This is a genomic window from Janthinobacterium sp. PSPC3-1 (genome assembly GCF_049896105.1).
In the GTDB taxonomy this organism is placed as follows: Bacteria; Pseudomonadota; Gammaproteobacteria; order Burkholderiales; family Burkholderiaceae_D; genus Janthinobacterium.
On record NZ_JAFCTQ010000010.1, the window covers coordinates 116,487 to 131,872 of the forward strand.

The window sequence follows — 15,386 nt, forward strand, 5'->3', positions numbered from 1 at the left end:
TCACTCGAACGGGTTGTCGACCGTCTTGACCTCGGGCGGCGGCAACTGCTTGGGCAGTTCCTGCTGTTCCAGTTGCGCCACCACCTCGCCGAGCAGCTTGTGCAGCTGCTTGGCCAGTGCCAGTCCGGCCTGGTCCAGGGTCAGGTCCAGGTCGCCAATGAGGCTGACGCGGTCGAGGCGGTTTTCCACGCTCAAGGTGCCGATATTGAGCACATCGCTCTCATTGGCGTAGGGAACGAATTTTTTTGCGCACATGGGATGGCCTTATTTGAACTTTTTGCTGTTGATCTTGGGCAAGCTGAGCATGCGCAGCTTTTGCTGGCGCGTCAGCGACGGTAACAGATTGATGCCAAGCTTGTCTTCCAGTTGGGCGATGCTCAGCACTTCATAGTCCCTGGTATCGGTGTTGGCGATGAAATAGGCGGCGCCGGCGCCCTGGCGCGGGCTGTAGACGGCCTTGTACAAATGGCTGGGAACGAGCACCCGGCCCACCTTGCGCAAGTTGCCGCCGATAAAGGCCGGCCCCGTGATCACATACAGCGCGCCTTCCTTCTTGGCCATCTTGCGCACGGCGCCCTCGATGCCGGCCCACACATAGCGGTTGTTGCGCGCATCCTGCGGCACCATATTGGCCAGGGTAAAACTGTCCTGCTGGCTGCGGCGGTCGGGCATGTCGCCATTCGGCGCCATATGGCCGCGGTCGAAGCCGCTGCGGGCATAATCGGCCAGTTCGGCGCGCTGGCCGGCGGGCAGCTTGCGTTCCGCATGAAATGAGTTTTCGCGCGACAAATCCTGCGCCGCTTCGACATTGCTGGCTGTCAGGTGCTCGGCCGACCACAGCGGCGTGCGCGTGACACCGGAATGCATGACGCCAAACACGGTATAGCACAGCTCGGTGGTCGATACGTCCAGCTTGGGATTGGTGATTTCGGGCGGCCGGCCATCGACATAATGTGCGGGACAGGCGGCGGCCCAGGCGGTGTTCGCGGCCAGCGCTGTCGCCAGCAGGCCGCACGCCAGGCCGAGCCTGGCGATGGTACGTTGAATCATGATTCCCTGGTTTCAAATTCTTGCAAAGCAGCATTCTAGCGGACGCCAGCCGCAGCCGACAAACGCCATGCGCAGCCGTGCGCGCATCTGCTAAGATTGAACCGATTTGTCGGTATCCCTATCAAGCATTGGAGAGCATATGATCAAGAAGACCTTGCTGCTGATTGCCATTTTCGTTGCCGGCGTGCTCGGCTTTGCCACCACCAAGCCGGACATCTTCAAGGTGCAGCGTGAAGTGAGCATCAAGGCGCCGCCGCAGAAGATCGCCGCGCTGATCACCGATTTCCGCGAGTGGAAAACCTGGTCGCCCTGGGAAACGCTCGATCCCGGCATGCAGCGCACCTACAGCGGCCCGGACAGCGGCAAGGGCGCGCGCTATGCGTGGCAAGGCAATGACAAGGTGGGCGCGGGCCGCATGGAAATCATCGAGGCGCCCGGCCCCGAGCGCACCGTGATCAAGCTCGACTTCCTGCAGCCCTACGTCAGCCACAACACCACCATCTTCACCTTGAAACCCGACGGCGACAACACGCTGGTCAACTGGACCATGACCGGCCCCACCCCGTATGCCAGCAAGGTCATGAATGTGTTTGTCAGTATGGACACCCTGATCGGCAAGGATTTCGACAAGGGCCTGGCGCAATTGAAGCAGGCCGTGGAGGACTGATCGTCCGCTGCCACGGCGGGCCGGTCAGAACTGCTCGATCCACGCCGCCAGGTGATCGGGGGTGAGCGCCGGTTCCGCCTGCATCACCTTGCCCTGCAAGCCCTGCTCGCTGGCGTCGACCTGCAGCGACCAGCCGCGCCGCGCCAGCCACAGCAGGCTGGCCAGCCAGAAAGCGTGCGTAGCCGAGACCGGCGTGCCGGTCGGCGCTTCCAGAAATTCCGTCAACAAGCGGCTGTCGAGAAACAGCACCGTGCCGCCAACGTCGCGCACCGCCGCGCCGAACACCGGCAGCAGCAGGTCGATGGTCTGCTCCACGCCGCGCCCCGGGTGCGCCGCTTCCAGCGCGTCGAACTGCTGCCGCACATCGGCGCCGAAGGCGGTGCTGCGGAATGCCTCCGACGCGACCAGGTCGGCATAATCCATCAGCAGCCAATCCGGTTCCGGCGCAATCACGCCGGCCGTCAAGGCGGCCGACAGATAGGCTTCCACCGGCAATTGCTGCTCCGGCCCGGCCAGGCTGGCGCACAGGCTGTACAGGCTGCCGATGCGGTTGGCGACCGCCTGGCGCTGGCGCACCAGCAGCTTTTCGCGCAGCAACTGGGCGTGCTCGCTGCGCAGCTGCGCCAGCGCCAGCGCCTGCTTCAACTCCATGCGCAGCGCCGCGATATCCCACGGCTTCTGGATATAGCGGTGGATCTGGCCCTGGTTGACGGCCTCCACCGTATGTTCCATCTCGGAATATGCGGTGGTGAGAATGCGCACGATATGCGGATAGCGGTCCCAGGCATACGACAGCAATTCATTGCCGTAGGCGCCAGGCATGCGCTGGTCGGAGACCAGCACGGCGATCCGGGCCGCGTGTTCGTCGAGCACGCGCTTGCCCTCCTCGACCGACATGGCGGTCAGCACATGGGCCAGCGGCGACATGGCGCGCTGGAAATATTTGAGGGCGTTGGCCTCGTCATCGACATACAGTATCGTCGGCAAGGCGGGTACCGGCTCGCGCTGGGCCGGCAAAGGCAGGGAGGCGTCAATCATGCTCGTTCCTTATAGGTACTGGAAAATTCAGGGTGACGGTGGTGGAAATGCCATGCTCGGTGGCGATAACGATGGTACCGCCGAACGATTGCATCATGCGTTTGCAGAAGATCAGGTTCCAGCCCGGCGCTTGCGGGCCGGCGGTGGCCAGCGGATCGCGCAGCAGATGCTCGGCCAGCTCAGGGCCGGCGCCGCCATCGGCATTGCTGCGCACGCTGATGCTGCCCGCCGTCACCGCCAGCACGATGGCCGGACTGGCATGGCCCTCGAGCGCGCGCAAGCCACTGCCCAGCACCGACGACAGGATCAGCGAGACGCAATGGGGCGACTCGGCAATGGCAAAATCACCGCCCTCCTGCAGCGTGATGCAGGCACGCTGGCCTGGCGTCATGGGGTAGCTGTCGAGCAAGCCGGCCAGCAGTTGCCGCGCGCTGCTGCCGGTCACGGTCCCCGTCACGATCCCGCTGCCGGCCAGGCGCACGGTGTCGACGAAGCTGGCCAGCACCGCCAGGCAATAGCGCGCATTGTCATGCATCAGCGCCGCCGCTTCGGCGATCTCGGCCTCTTCGCCGTGCAGCGCGGTGGCGCGCCGTTCGATGCCGCGCGCAAAATTGGCCACCGCCGCCAGCGGCGTATTGAGTTCATGTTCCAGGAAAGCCAGCGATTCGTCGATCGCCATCAGGCCCAGGCGGCGCGCCGCGCGGGCGCGCCCGGCCTGCACCGCCAGTTCCAGGGCGCGCAGCAGTTCGTTTGTCTCCAGCGGCTTTTCCAGCAGGCGGAACAGGGAACCGGCATTGATCAGTTCCAGCAGCACCTGCTTGTCGGCGTAGGCGGTGGCCAGCATGCAGACGATGTGCGGATAATGGCGCTCGACTTCCGGCAGCAGCTCGCTGCCCAGGCGCCCGGGCATGCGGTAGTCGGTCACCAGCACGTCGATGCGCGCGCCGCTTTCGGCCAGCAGCGCCAGCGCCTGGTCGACGCCGGCGGCCGTCAGCACGCGGTAGCGCGCGCCGGCAAGATGGGCAAAATACTTGCGCGCCAGTTCCTCGTCATCCACGTACAGCACCGTGGCGCGGCTGTCGAGTTCCATGCTAGCGGCCCTCCCAGTCGGAGCGCTGCAGGTCGAAATTCATGCTGGCCCAGGAACCGAACAGGCTTTCGGCCGACAAGGTGCCGCCGTGGCGCTTGATCACGCCATAGCTGATGCTCAGGCCCAGGCCCAGCCCCTGGCCCACTTCGCGGGTGGTAAAGAACGGTTCGAACACACGCGCCAGGTTTTCCGGCTCGATGCCGGGGCCGTTGTCGCGCACGCTGACATGCAGCCGCTCGTCCTGCCAGTGCGCACTGATGCGGATTTCGAAGGGCTGCAGATTGCGCTTGCGCATCGACAGCACGGCGTTGCCCAGCAGGTTGATCAGCACGCCGACGATGGCCGCCTCGTCGCCGCGCACCAGCGTGTCTTCCGGCAATGCATGGCTGATATCGACGTTCTTGGTTTCGTGGCCGACCAGGCGGATGGCGGATTCCAACGCGCGCTGGAACTGGAAATGGCCCCGTTCGAGCTGGTCGCCGCTCTTGCGGTAGGCAAAGGTCTTCAGGTCCGAGACGATGTGCTGCACCCGCAGCATGCCCTGCTTGGCGTCGGCCAGGCATTCGCTGATCAGGGCGTTCTGCCGCGCGGCTGGTTCCTCCATGGCGACGTCGATCGCCATCATGCAGAAATTGACGGGGTTGTTGACTTCATGCAGCAAGCCGGCCGCCAGGGTGCCGATCGCCGCCATCTTTTCCTGCTGCAGCATCTGGCCCTTGATATCGGCCAGGTCCTTGTTGGTCTCTTCCAGCTGCAAGTTCTTTTGCGCCACTTCGGCCTTCAGCTGGAACAGCATGAAGCGCGCGCGTTCGTTAAAGTAGGTAAAGACGGCGCTGATGCTGGCCGACATCACCAGGAACAGGCAGTTGACGACGAATTCCGGCGACAGCTGCGCGCCGCCCGCATGCCAGGCGCAGGCGGCCACGTACAGCAGGCAGGACAGCGCGCCGAACACCATGTTCTGCCACAGGCCGAAGGCCAGCACGATGCCCGAGGAATAGATCGCCAGCGTCATGCCGACGTAATAGATCGAGGCCGCGCCTTCGGTCATGGCGATCATCCAGGCGATCATCAGTTGCGGCAGCAGCAGCCAGGCGAACGTCATCCAGGCGATGCGTTCCTGTGCCCATCGCGTGCGCATGGCCAGCGCCACGCAAAAGATCAGCGCCGCCACCAGCACCCGCGCGCCCGTAAACGAGCGCTGCATGTCCGGATACAGCGCCGAGTCCAGGCCCATGCCCAGCAGGATCAGCACGATGCCGGTATACGCCCCGCCGCGGCTGAATTCCAGCCGGAAGTCGCGCAGCACGGCCGTGTAGCCGGCATGCAGGCCTGGTCTGTCCATCACGGAATGCTCACTTCCGCAAACACATTCACGCCGGTGGCGTCGACATAGATATGGCGCTCGACCGCATACTCGGGCAGCAGGGCCGACAAGGTCGCTTCATTGCGGTAGATCAAATGCCACTCCAGCAGATGCTCCATGCCGAACTTGCCGGGGTTGTTTTCATGCACGTTGGTGACCAGCAAGCGTCCGCCAGGCCCCACGCGTGAGGCGAAATGCATCAGCAGGCGCGCGCAGACCTTGTCGGACAGGTAATCGAACAGGCCGGCGCAATACACGGCGTCGAAATCGCCGCCCCTGCCCGCCTCTGCCTGCGCGGGGCCGTGGCGGCGCTTGAGCAGGTTGTGCACGGAATCGTGCACGTATTCGATCACGGCCGGGCGGCCCGTGCGCTGCATGATGGTGTCCAGGCGCGCGCGGGTCCAGTCCAGGGTTTCGCCGCTGAAGTCGACCAGCTCGAACGACAGCCACTGCGCATCCATGCAGGTGTCGAGGAAGCGCTGTACCTCGACGGCCGGGCCGCAGCCGACATTGAGCACGCGAAACACGCGCCCGGCCTGGCGCGCCTCCGCCGCTTTTTGCGCGAGAAAGTCCGTCAGAATGTCGATGCGGTTGCGGTGCGCGGTGGCCACCGCCGCCTGCAAAAAGGCCGCATTGACGATCTGAAAATAAGTGCTGGGGCCCTGGCGCGGATCATCGAGCAACTGGTTGACCATCTGGTAGTCGCCCGCATAGCCGAGCGGCTTGGTAAAGGTGCGGAACACGAACGGCGCGCGCAGGATCAGGGGATGCAGGGCGGCCTGGGCAAACGCGCGGTGGGCCGGCGCATGCTCGTCGGGCACTTGCGCGGCGGCCGTTTCCAGCTGGCGCAAGTACAGCTGGGTCTGTTCCATCAGCGGCTGCGCCAGCTCATCGAAAATATCGCTGCGCAGGCGGCCATTTTCCTTCGGCAGCGAATCGGACAGGTCGACCTGCTCGACCCAGCGCGCCACCTCCGACAGAAAGGCGCGCATCTCGTTGACGACGATCTGGTAGTCGCGGCTGATGCGCGAACGTTCGCTCCAGCCGGTCACAAAGGCCGACGATTCGCGGCCGATGGCGCCCTTGACCACCACCACGTCGCTCAGTTCGCGCCATTCATCGATCAGGGTCACCGAGACGATGGCGGTAAGCCCCGTATTGACGCTGCTGATGACCACCGCCTTGCCGACATAAGCGTTCTTGGCGCCCATGCGCACGGTCAGTTCGTTGAGCACTTCGCTCACCTGCACGATCGAATAGGGATTGTAGATTTCCATCACCAGCGAATTGCGCTGCAGGTTGAAAATCGTACCGCGCACCGCTTCACCCTGGGTGTTGCGGAAACTGACGACTGGATCGATTTGCGATTGTGAATACACGATTGAGGTTATCAAGTTGTCGGTTGCCAAACGCCATCCGTGCCCGGGATGCGCCAGCGACCGCACAGGGTTGGTGGCCGGCCTGGCCATTTTCCAGCGTCTGTTATCGCTCTTGTCGAGTGTACTATGGATGTAGCCGGAAGGGCAATTGTTCGCTCTGGAACCTATCTGCGCAGGGGCCGGATGCCTATCCCGAGACGAACAAACCGAGCGCGTGGCGCAGCAATTGCGGCGTCTGCCCGGTCCAGCGCTTGAACGAGCGGCGGAAATTGGTGGCGTCGTGAAAACCCAGGTAGGCGGCCACGGCGTCGTTGTCGTAGCCATGGGCCTGGAACAGATAGATGGCCTTGTGCGCGCGCACCTGGTCGAGCTCGGCCTGGAAATGACTGCCGTGGCGCGCCAGGTGGCGCTTCAGGGTGGCCGGGCTGACGCCGAAGTCCTGCGCCGTGCGCTCCAGGGTCGGCGCGCGGCGCAGTTCACGCAGCAGGTAATCGTACAGGCCGCCAAGCAGGCTGGGCGCGGGCGCCGCCTCCAGGCTGGCGGCGCGCTGCGCCAGGGCCGCCGCGGTGGCATTGCCGCGCGGCCAGGGCCGGTCCAGCCAGGCCGTGTCGATCAGCATGGCGTCGAGCTGGCAATCGAAGCGCAAGTCCTGGCCCAGGTGCACCTCGTGCTGCTCCACATGGCGCGGCCGCGCGCGGTTGAAACAGTAGCGCCATGGCAGCTTCTCGCCGGCCAGCCAGCGGCACATGGCGCTCAGGGCGGTCATGTGCATTTCGACCAGGAAGGGCAACTGGCTCGGCGCGCCGAAGGCATCGGTCCAGTACAGCACCTGCAAGGCGCCGGCGTCGCGCAGGCGCGGCTGCAACAGCGGACACAGCCTTGTATGGCTGCCGCACAGCACGCCCAGGGCCTGGCGCAGATTCTGCGCCTGCAGCAGCGCGTGGCTGACGGCGCCATAGTGCCCGGGCAGCAATTGCTGGCCCAGCATGAAACTGGTATCGCTGCTCTCGAGGCTGCGCGCCACATTGGCCAGCAGCTGCAGGTATTGGGTGGCCGACAGCAGGCTGTCATCCAGCCCTTCGTCGACGCTGTCGAGACCGGTGCCGCGCAGCAGCGGCGCGCCGGGCGCATCGCGCGAACGGGCATAGCCGAGCACCAGCGCCGGCTGGTGCCGCGCCGCAATGCTGGGCTCCATCGCCTGCGTCAGTTTCACCGGGCAGTTCAAGCGGGCGCCGCGCCACGCAGCGGCGTTTCCACGGCGCGGCTCAGCTCGGCCAGCACCACTTCGGGCACGCCATCGGTCATCGAGCAGGCATGGCGCAGGCTCAGGCCCACTTCGCCATCCCTGGCGAAATGGCGCATCTGGCCGACCATGAAACACAGATGGCGCGCCACCTCGACGGCGTCGGTACGGGCCACGCCCGGCATCAGCACGGCAAAGCGGTCGCCCGCATAGCGGCACAGCAGGTCGTCATTGCGCAGGTTCAGCAGCAGCATATGGCCGACCGCCTGCAGCACGCGGTCGCCTTCGGCATGGCCGTGTTCGCGGTTAATCAAATGAAATTTGTCGATATCGAGCAGCACCAGCGCGCAATCGACGCCGGGGCGGCGCTCCTGCTCCAGCCGCAGCTGCGTGCGCAGATAGCTGGCGTCGGCCAGTTGGGTGATGCGGTCGAATGCGCGATGGTCGCGGAACAGGCGCTCGCGCTTTTGCAGGTGCTCGTTCAGCCGGAACTGTTCATGGCGCCAGTAGTACATACCCACCGTCACCAGCAGCATGCCGAAAGGAATCAGCGCTTCGAGCCAGTTGTCCCACAGCTCCTGCTTGTCGACGGCAAAGAATTCATCGAGACAATCGGCCCAGGACCCCAGCATGATGGCGCACAGGCCGCCCGCCAGCAGGCGCGTCACCAGCCCGCGCGGCCGGCTGCTGAGGGTAAACAGGAACCAGATGCCCGCCATCACGGCCGTGCCGCCTTCGCAGACGATGTCCATCCATTTCCAGGCGTGAAATGGCTTGGCCACGCCCAGGGTCGAATACAGCAGGAAAAAGACCGGCAGCGCCAGCGCGGCGGCGATCAGACTGTTGCGGTGAAGTTGCAGCATGGCGTTACCCTTTTTGACAAGTGCGACCACCATACCGGCCAGCCATGACAGCACGATGACATGTGCGTGGCGCGGCGCCGACAGGTGCAAACGGCTCACGGCGAGAGCGAAAGCCCCGCTAAAAACATGGCGCCGCCGCCCTGGCCCGTGCGTGCAAGAGTCATTTCAGCTCATCCGGGCCTGAAACCCGCTGCCAGCGCGCCTTTGTGCCGTGCCCTGTCATGGATCGGTCATATTTGCTGCCTAGAATCCGCCCGGTTCCCTCCACTCCCCTCTTGAGCCCAACATGAAAACCAGCATCACTTCTTCGATGTCTTCCCCGCTGCGCCTGTCCGCGCTGGCCCTGGCCGTGATGGCCGCCTTCCATGCGCCAGCGCAGGCACAGGACGAGTCCGCTACAGTAGTCATCAAGGGCCAGCGCTCCAGCCTGCGCAATGCGATCGCGGCCCAGGAAAAGGCCGACAATATCGTCAGCGTGATCAGCAGCGACGATATCGGCGGCCTGCCCGACAAGAACGCGGCCGAAGCGCTGGCCAGGTTGCCCGGCGTTTCGGTGCAGCGCGACCAGGGCGAAGGCCGCTATATCACCGTGCGCGGTCTGGGGCCGGACCTGAACGCCGTCACCATCAATGGCGCGCTGGTGCCCTCGCCCGAAGCGGGCCGCCGCGCCGTCGCGCTCGACATCCTGCCGGCCGGCCTGATCCGCACCCTGGAAGTGTCCAAAACCCTGCTGCCGGAAATGGACGCCAACTCGCTGGGCGCCACGGTGGAAGTGAAATCGCTGTCGGCCTTCGATGTGCCGGGCAAACTGTTGTCGGCGAATATCGCCGCCAGCCACGACGATAAAACCGGCAAGACCAGCCCCAGCGGCGGCGCGCTGTGGGCCCAGCGCTTTCTCGATGGCAAGCTGGGCGTGGCGGCCGGCATCAGCGCCGAAAAGCGCTCCTTCGGTTCCGACGACGTGGAAACGGGCGGCGCCTGGAGCAATGGCCGCCTGAGCGGCCTGGAATTGCGCGACTACCTGCCGGTGAGGAAGCGCGGCGCGCTGGCCGTCAACCTCGACTACCGCCCCGAAGCGGGCAACAGCTGGTTCCTGCGCTCCTTCCTCAGCGAGTTTTCCGACAATGAAGTGCGCGACCGCCTGAACATCAGCAATATCGCCGGCGGCAGCCTGGCGGAAGGCGAAACGGGCACGGCGCGCGCCGAACGCCGCATCCGCCAGCGCAAGTACACGCAGCAGGTGCGGTCGCTGGTATTGGGCACCCAGCAAATCTCGGGCGACTGGACCCTCGATATCAAGGGCGGCGCCAGCCGCGCCACGGAAGACACGCCGGAGTCCTTGAACGACGGACGTTTTCGCGCCACCAGCAATATCGCCGGCGTCGGTTTTACCGACACGCAGCAGCCGCTGTTGACCGGCCCGGCCTCGCTGTACGACCCGGCCAGCTATGCGCTGAACGCCATCACCCTGCAGCAGCGCTATTCGAAGGACAATGAGCATCATGCGCGTATCGATCTCACCCGCAAGTTCGATAGCGCCACCCTGAAATTCGGCGCCAAGGCCAGCCGCCGCGAAAAAACCAATGACACCAATCAATGGGCATATAACAGCAGCAAGGCCACCAGCGGCAATTACTGGGGTGCGGGCAGCACCGCCATGAGCGCTTTCGTGCAGGGCCGCAATCTCGACTACGACCTGGGTGCCATCGGCGTGGCGCTCGACCCCGCTTTGATCCGCGCCCGCGTGGCCGGCCTGGACCGCGACAAGGCGCGCCTGGCCACCGAATCGATCATCAATGACTACCGCATGCATGAAGACATCAATTCCATGTACGTGCAGAACAGCTATGACGTCGATGCCTGGCATGTGCTGGGCGGCGTGCGCGCCGAGCGTACCAGCTTTGAAGCCGCCGGCTCGCAAGTGAACAGCAGCGGCGTCGCCACGCCCTTGACGCGCGAGCGCTCCTACACCAACTGGCTGCCGAACCTGCAGACGCGCTACGACCTCGACCATAAAACCAGCGTGCGCGCCGCCTGGACCCAGGCCGTGGTACGGGCCAACTTCAGCCAGCTGGCGCCCGGTGTCAGCCTGGCCAGCAATACGGAAGCGGTGATCGGCAACCCGGACCTGAAACCGTTGAAGGCCAACAACCTGGACCTCGGCATCGAGCGGGTGCTGGGCAACGACGGCGTGGTGTCGGCCTACGGTTTCTACAAGGACATCAAGAATTTTACCTACACCACCAACCTGGCCGGCACCGGCCAGTGGGCCAGCTACACCAGCGCCACCTCGTATGCGAATGGCGACGCGGCCAAGGTCAAAGGTATCGAGCTTTCTTACATGCAGCCGCTGCGCATGTTGCCCGCACCGTTCAACCAGTTCCTGCTGGGCGTCAACGGCACCTTGACCACCTCGTCGGCGCAGATCGCCCGCTACGACAAGGCGGCCGGCCGCCAGTTGTCGCGCAACATCCGCCTGCCGGGCCAGTCGAACCAGGTGATGAATTTGATGCTGGGCTATGAAACCGGCCCCGTCAGCGCCCGCCTGGCCCTCAACTACAAGTCGCCATATCTGCTGGAAATGGGCGGCGATATCCTGCAGCAAAGCCAGGACCATATCGTCGACAGCCAGAAGCAGCTCGATTTTTCGCTGTCCTACCAGCTCAGCAAGCAACTCCAGCTGACGTTCGAGGCGGCCAACCTGAACAATGAAAAATACTATGTCTATCAAGGCACGAAGCAGTTCAACGTGCAGAACGAACAATACGGCCGCACCTACAAGCTGAGCCTGAAAGCGAGCGCCTTTTAATGAAAGTCATCTTGAAAAAATCCCTGTTGCGCGCCGCCCTGCTGGCCGCTTTTGCCGCCCCGATCACCTTGCTGGCCGCCACCCTGCCTGCTTTTACTCCACAGGCCGAAGAACTGGCGCGCCTGCCCGGCGGCGGCTGGCTGGCGCTGGACAAGCATGGCCTGCACCTGTTCGACAAAAGCGGCCGCGAGCAGGACAATGTCCCGGTGCGCGCCAAGCAGCTCGACACGCGCATTGCCGGCAACCAGGTGCTGGCCGTCTTCCTGGAAGCCGATACGCAGCGCCCCGTGCCCGTCACGGTGGACCTGCAAGCCGGTAAACTCACGCGGCTGGCGCCGTTCCCGGACGCCACGTTTTCGGTGGAGGCATCCTGTTTGTACCGCGACGCCCAGCGCCTCGATCATCTGTTCCTGATCGCCAAGGACGGCCAGGCCGAGCAATGGGTGATGCAGGGTGAACAGCGCCGCCTGGTGCGCAAGCTGGCCCTGCCGCCGCACGTCAAGCATTGCCGGGTTGACGATGGCGCCAAGCAATTGCTGGTCAGCGAAGGCAACCTGGGCGTGTGGGCCTATGATGCCGAGTCCGAAGGCATGGGCAAGCGCGAGGCGGTGGCCTTGCGCCGCCCTTACAGCCAGCTGGACGGCGGCGCCGGCGCCCTGGCCGTGCTGCCGGGCGGCGTCGCGGTGCTGGACGCCAGGGCCGAAAAACTGCACCTGCTGGCGCACAAGGATGGCCGCTGGACGGCCTTGCCGCCGCAAGCCGTGGCCCTGAACGTGCGCAAGGGCGACAGCCAACTGGCCCTGGACGAGGGCAAGCTGCTGCTGCGCGGCAAAAATGGATGGCAGTCACGCACCCTGGCCTGGCAAGGCAAGGCCGACAAGACGATGCCGGTGGCCATTATCGAACCGCAGGCGCAAACGGAGCCGATGGCGCGCCAGGGCGACGCGGCCGACGATCCGGCCATCTGGCTGTCCAGCAACCCTGCAGACGCACGCATCCTGGGCACGAATAAAAAGCAAGGCCTGCTGGTCTACGACCTGCAGGGCAAGCAGACGCAGTTGCTGGAAGTGGGCAGACTGAACAACGTCGACGTGCGCCAGGGCATTGACCTGGGCGGCGCCAAGGTCGACCTGGCCGTCGCCACCCGCCGCGACGACAACACCATGATGTTGTTCAGCATAGCCGCCAATGGCGAGCTCAGCGTCGCCGGCAGCTTCGCCACCGGCCTGAACGACATCTACGGCATGTGCTTGTACCAGCCCAAGGCGGGCGGCGTGGAAGCATTTATCAACGACAAGGACGGCACTTTCCAGCAGTACAAGATCGGCATGAATAACGGCAAGTTCGGCGCCACCCTGCTGCGCAGCTTCAAGGTCGCCACCCAACCCGAAGGCTGCGTGGCCGACGATAACAGCGGCCGCCTGTTCCTCGGCGAAGAGCGGCGCGGCGTCTGGACCACCTCGGCCGATGCGGCCAAACCGGACGCCCTCAGCATGGTATTGCCGGTCGGCGCCAACCTGGCGGCCGACGTGGAAGGCATGGCCATCTACCACGGCCGCAATGGCGCCCCGAGCTACCTGGTGGTCTCCAGCCAGGGCGACAGCAGCTACGTGGTGCTGGACGCCACCGCGCCGTACAAGGTGCGCGGCCGCTTCCGGGTCGGATTCAACCTGCGGGCCGGCGTCGATGGCACCTCGGAGACCGATGGCCTGGAAGTGACCTCAAGTAACTTGGGCGGCCCGTATGCGCAAGGCATGCTGGTGATCCAGGACGGCTACAAGCGCTTGCCGGACGGGCCGCAGAACTTCAAGTATGTGGCGTGGGGGGATGTGGCGAGGGCATTGAAGCTGGATTAATGGCGGCTGGGCACGCCTCAGCGATGCATCGGATTAATGCTATGCATCGCTGCCCAGCGCCTCGATCAGCGAAAAAGAGTGGCCGCATTCGGCACAGCGCGCGCTGCCAAACAGGAAAGGCAGGCGAAACGCGACGTCGTCGAGGCAGGGCAAGGCGGCCGTTTGCGCCTTCAGCCTGGCAAAGGCGGCGAGCTGGGTTGAACTGTCGACCGGCCCGGCAGTCACCAGTGCCGTTTTCGCCGATGGCGTGAAGACAGGGTCTGCGGTGGCGGCCGACAAGCCTTCCGGCACCGGCCAGACATACAGGTCGATGCCGCAGCCCGGGCAAGCCAGGCAGAACTCCTCATCGGCAAAACCGCTCAAGACCCGCGCCGCGCCGGCAAATCCGGCAAATGCGGCAGCGGCTTTGAGCAGGTAGATGCCGTTCAGCCTGTCCTGAACCTGTTGCAGGTCGGCTGTCGCCATGGCTAGCGCGACCGGCACCGCGGCACGAAATGCGGCGACACAAGGGGATGCCTGCAATTGCTCGTCAAGGCTGGCGCTTTCACAAATCGAGCCGGCCAGCGACAGCAGGCCCGCGCGCAGGTCCGGCGCTGCCACTGCCGCCGCCACCGAAACCAGGTGCGGGAATGCGGCGACCGACGCCGGGTAAATCGAGCCCTGGTGACAGATATGGCCATATAAATCGTCCAGGGCCTCGGCGTCTCCGTGTCGCAGTTCTTGCAGCAGCGCCGGGATTTTTTCAGCGCTGCCGTAAGCATCGGCCAGGCTGGCCCATGCCGCAGAGTGCAGGTCGAGTGGCGTTGTTTCAGTCGGTTTTTCCATGGCGCCAACTTAAACCATGGGTGCCGGCTTGTCCAGCGCCGCTCTTGACGTCGCCGAGACCCATATTATCCCAGCGACACCCACCCCCGCTCGCGCATCGAGCGCAGCGCGGCCTCCACCACTTTATCCACTTCGTAGCCATCGCGAAACGTCGGCCACACGGCCTGCCCGCTGGCGATCGCCTGCAAGAAGTCGCGCGCTTCGATCACGATCTGGTCGTTATAGCCGGTGCCGTGGCCCGCGCCCTGGCTGAACGCCAGGTAGTCCGGGTGCGCCGGGCCAGTCAAGATGCGCTGGAAACCCTGGCGCTGGGCCGGGCGGCCGGCGTCGTACAGCCACAGTTCGTTCTGGTTTTCCTGGTCGAAGGCGATCGCGCCCTTGGTGCCCGTGATGCGGTAGGTATAGCCCATCTTGCGCCCCGCCGCCACCCGGCTGAAGGTCAGCGCGCCCAGGGCGCCGCTGGCAAAGCGCAGCATCAGATTGCCCTGGTCGTCGTTTTCCACCGCTTCGCGCCCTTGCGGCCCCTCGCGATGGGCATGCACCACGTTCATGTCGGCCACCAGCCTGTCGACCGGGCCGGCCAGGCGCAGCACCAGGTTGATCAGGTGCGAGCCGACGTCGGCCAGCGCGCCGGCCCGGGTGGCGGTGGCCGCGCGCGTGCGCCACGATGCCTGCGCGCGCGGATCGTGCAGATAGTCCTCCACATGTTCGGCCTGCACATGGATGATCTCGCCGATTTCGCCCGCTTCGATGATCTGCCGCGCCAGCTGGCTGGCCGGCGTGCGGATATAGTTGAAGCCCACCATATTGGCCACGCCGGCGGCTTCCGCCGCCTCGGCCAGCGACAGCGATTCGGCGGCGGAAAAGCCCAGCGGCTTTTCGCAGAACACGGGTTTGCCCAGCGCCAGCGCGGCCAGCACGATGTCCTTGTGGGTGTGCGGTGGCGTGGCGATGATGATGGCGTCGACATTCGGGTCATTGACCAGCGCGCGCCAGTCGCCGGTGGCGCGGTTCCAGCCCAGTTCCCGGGCGCAGCGCGCGGCACCCTCGTCACTGCTGGTGCAGATGAGTTCGCAGACAGGCATCAATTCGGTATTGAAAATGCTGCGCACGGATTTATAGGCGATGGTGTGGGCCTTGCCCATGTAGCCGGCGCCGATCAGGCCGATACGGATGGTGTTGGTCATGGTGTCTCTCGTT

At 64.8% G+C, this 15,386-nt stretch carries 13 protein-coding genes; 3 read left to right on the forward strand and 10 right to left on the reverse strand.

Annotated features, from left to right (window positions below; genetic code table 11):
* A complete protein-coding gene (locus ACP7B7_RS13185; protein WP_426076950.1) occupies nt 1-255 on the reverse strand; it encodes a hypothetical protein in 255 nt (84 codons plus the stop codon).
* A 9-nt stretch (nt 256-264) separates the two neighbouring features.
* Complete coding sequence (locus tag ACP7B7_RS13190) at nt 265-1,050, reverse strand: DNA/RNA non-specific endonuclease (RefSeq protein ID WP_308921344.1); 786 nt, start codon at nt 1,048-1,050, stop codon at nt 265-267.
* Between the two features lie 139 nt (nt 1,051-1,189).
* Between ACP7B7_RS13190 and ACP7B7_RS13195 the strand changes: the two genes are divergently transcribed.
* Nucleotides 1,190-1,717 carry an SRPBCC family protein gene (locus tag ACP7B7_RS13195; RefSeq protein WP_426076951.1) on the forward strand — a complete coding sequence of 176 codons (528 nt, stop codon included), beginning with the start codon at nt 1,190-1,192 and terminating at the stop codon, nt 1,715-1,717.
* 24 nt (nt 1,718-1,741) lie between these two features.
* Here ACP7B7_RS13195 and ACP7B7_RS13200 read toward each other — a convergent pair whose 3' ends face one another.
* The 6 genes from ACP7B7_RS13200 to ACP7B7_RS13225 all read right to left on the reverse strand — a co-directional run bounded on the left by ACP7B7_RS13200 (nt 1,742) and on the right by ACP7B7_RS13225 (nt 8,795).
* Nucleotides 1,742-2,755 carry a response regulator gene (locus ACP7B7_RS13200; RefSeq protein ID WP_426076952.1) on the reverse strand — a complete coding sequence of 338 codons (1,014 nt, stop codon included), beginning with the start codon at nt 2,753-2,755 and terminating at the stop codon, nt 1,742-1,744.
* A complete protein-coding gene (locus ACP7B7_RS13205) occupies nt 2,748-3,845 on the reverse strand; it encodes a response regulator (protein ID WP_426076953.1) in 1,098 nt (365 codons plus the stop codon). Before ACP7B7_RS13205 ends, ACP7B7_RS13200 begins: the two co-directional genes overlap by 8 nt.
* A 1-nt stretch (nt 3,846) precedes the next feature.
* Nucleotides 3,847-5,190, reverse strand: coding sequence for a sensor histidine kinase (locus ACP7B7_RS13210; RefSeq protein ID WP_426077002.1), 1,344 nt, complete (start codon nt 5,188-5,190; stop codon nt 3,847-3,849).
* Nucleotides 5,190-6,590 (reverse strand): SAM-dependent methyltransferase, encoded by a 1,401-nt coding sequence (locus ACP7B7_RS13215; RefSeq protein WP_426077003.1) that lies wholly within the window; start codon nt 6,588-6,590, stop codon nt 5,190-5,192. The genes ACP7B7_RS13210 and ACP7B7_RS13215 overlap by 1 nt, the downstream gene beginning before the upstream one ends.
* A 187-nt stretch (nt 6,591-6,777) precedes the next feature.
* Entirely contained in the window at nt 6,778-7,815 is a 1,038-nt protein-coding gene (locus ACP7B7_RS13220; RefSeq protein ID WP_426076954.1) for an AraC family transcriptional regulator ligand-binding domain-containing protein, read from the reverse strand.
* The gene (locus tag ACP7B7_RS13225; protein ID WP_426076955.1) at nt 7,812-8,795 is read right to left on the reverse strand and encodes a GGDEF domain-containing protein; all 984 of its coding nucleotides are present in this window, start codon (nt 8,793-8,795) and stop codon (nt 7,812-7,814) included. The genes ACP7B7_RS13220 and ACP7B7_RS13225 overlap by 4 nt, the downstream gene beginning before the upstream one ends.
* 187 nt (nt 8,796-8,982) lie before the next feature.
* Here ACP7B7_RS13225 and ACP7B7_RS13230 point away from each other — a divergent pair, with 187 nt between their 5' ends.
* Entirely contained in the window at nt 8,983-11,505 is a 2,523-nt protein-coding gene (locus tag ACP7B7_RS13230; protein ID WP_426076956.1) for a TonB-dependent receptor, read from the forward strand.
* Between the two features lie 11 nt (nt 11,506-11,516).
* Nucleotides 11,517-13,361, forward strand: coding sequence for a phytase (locus ACP7B7_RS13235; protein ID WP_426076957.1), 1,845 nt, complete (start codon nt 11,517-11,519; stop codon nt 13,359-13,361).
* 39 nt (nt 13,362-13,400) lie between these two features.
* Here the strand turns inward: ACP7B7_RS13235 and ACP7B7_RS13240 are convergent, their stop codons facing one another.
* Both ACP7B7_RS13240 and ACP7B7_RS13245 read right to left on the reverse strand, forming a co-directional pair.
* Complete coding sequence (locus ACP7B7_RS13240) at nt 13,401-14,186, reverse strand: hypothetical protein (RefSeq protein WP_426076958.1); 786 nt, start codon at nt 14,184-14,186, stop codon at nt 13,401-13,403.
* A 65-nt stretch (nt 14,187-14,251) separates the two neighbouring features.
* Entirely contained in the window at nt 14,252-15,373 is a 1,122-nt protein-coding gene (locus ACP7B7_RS13245; protein ID WP_426076959.1) for a Gfo/Idh/MocA family protein, read from the reverse strand.
* Nucleotides 15,374-15,386 lie beyond the last annotated feature (13 nt).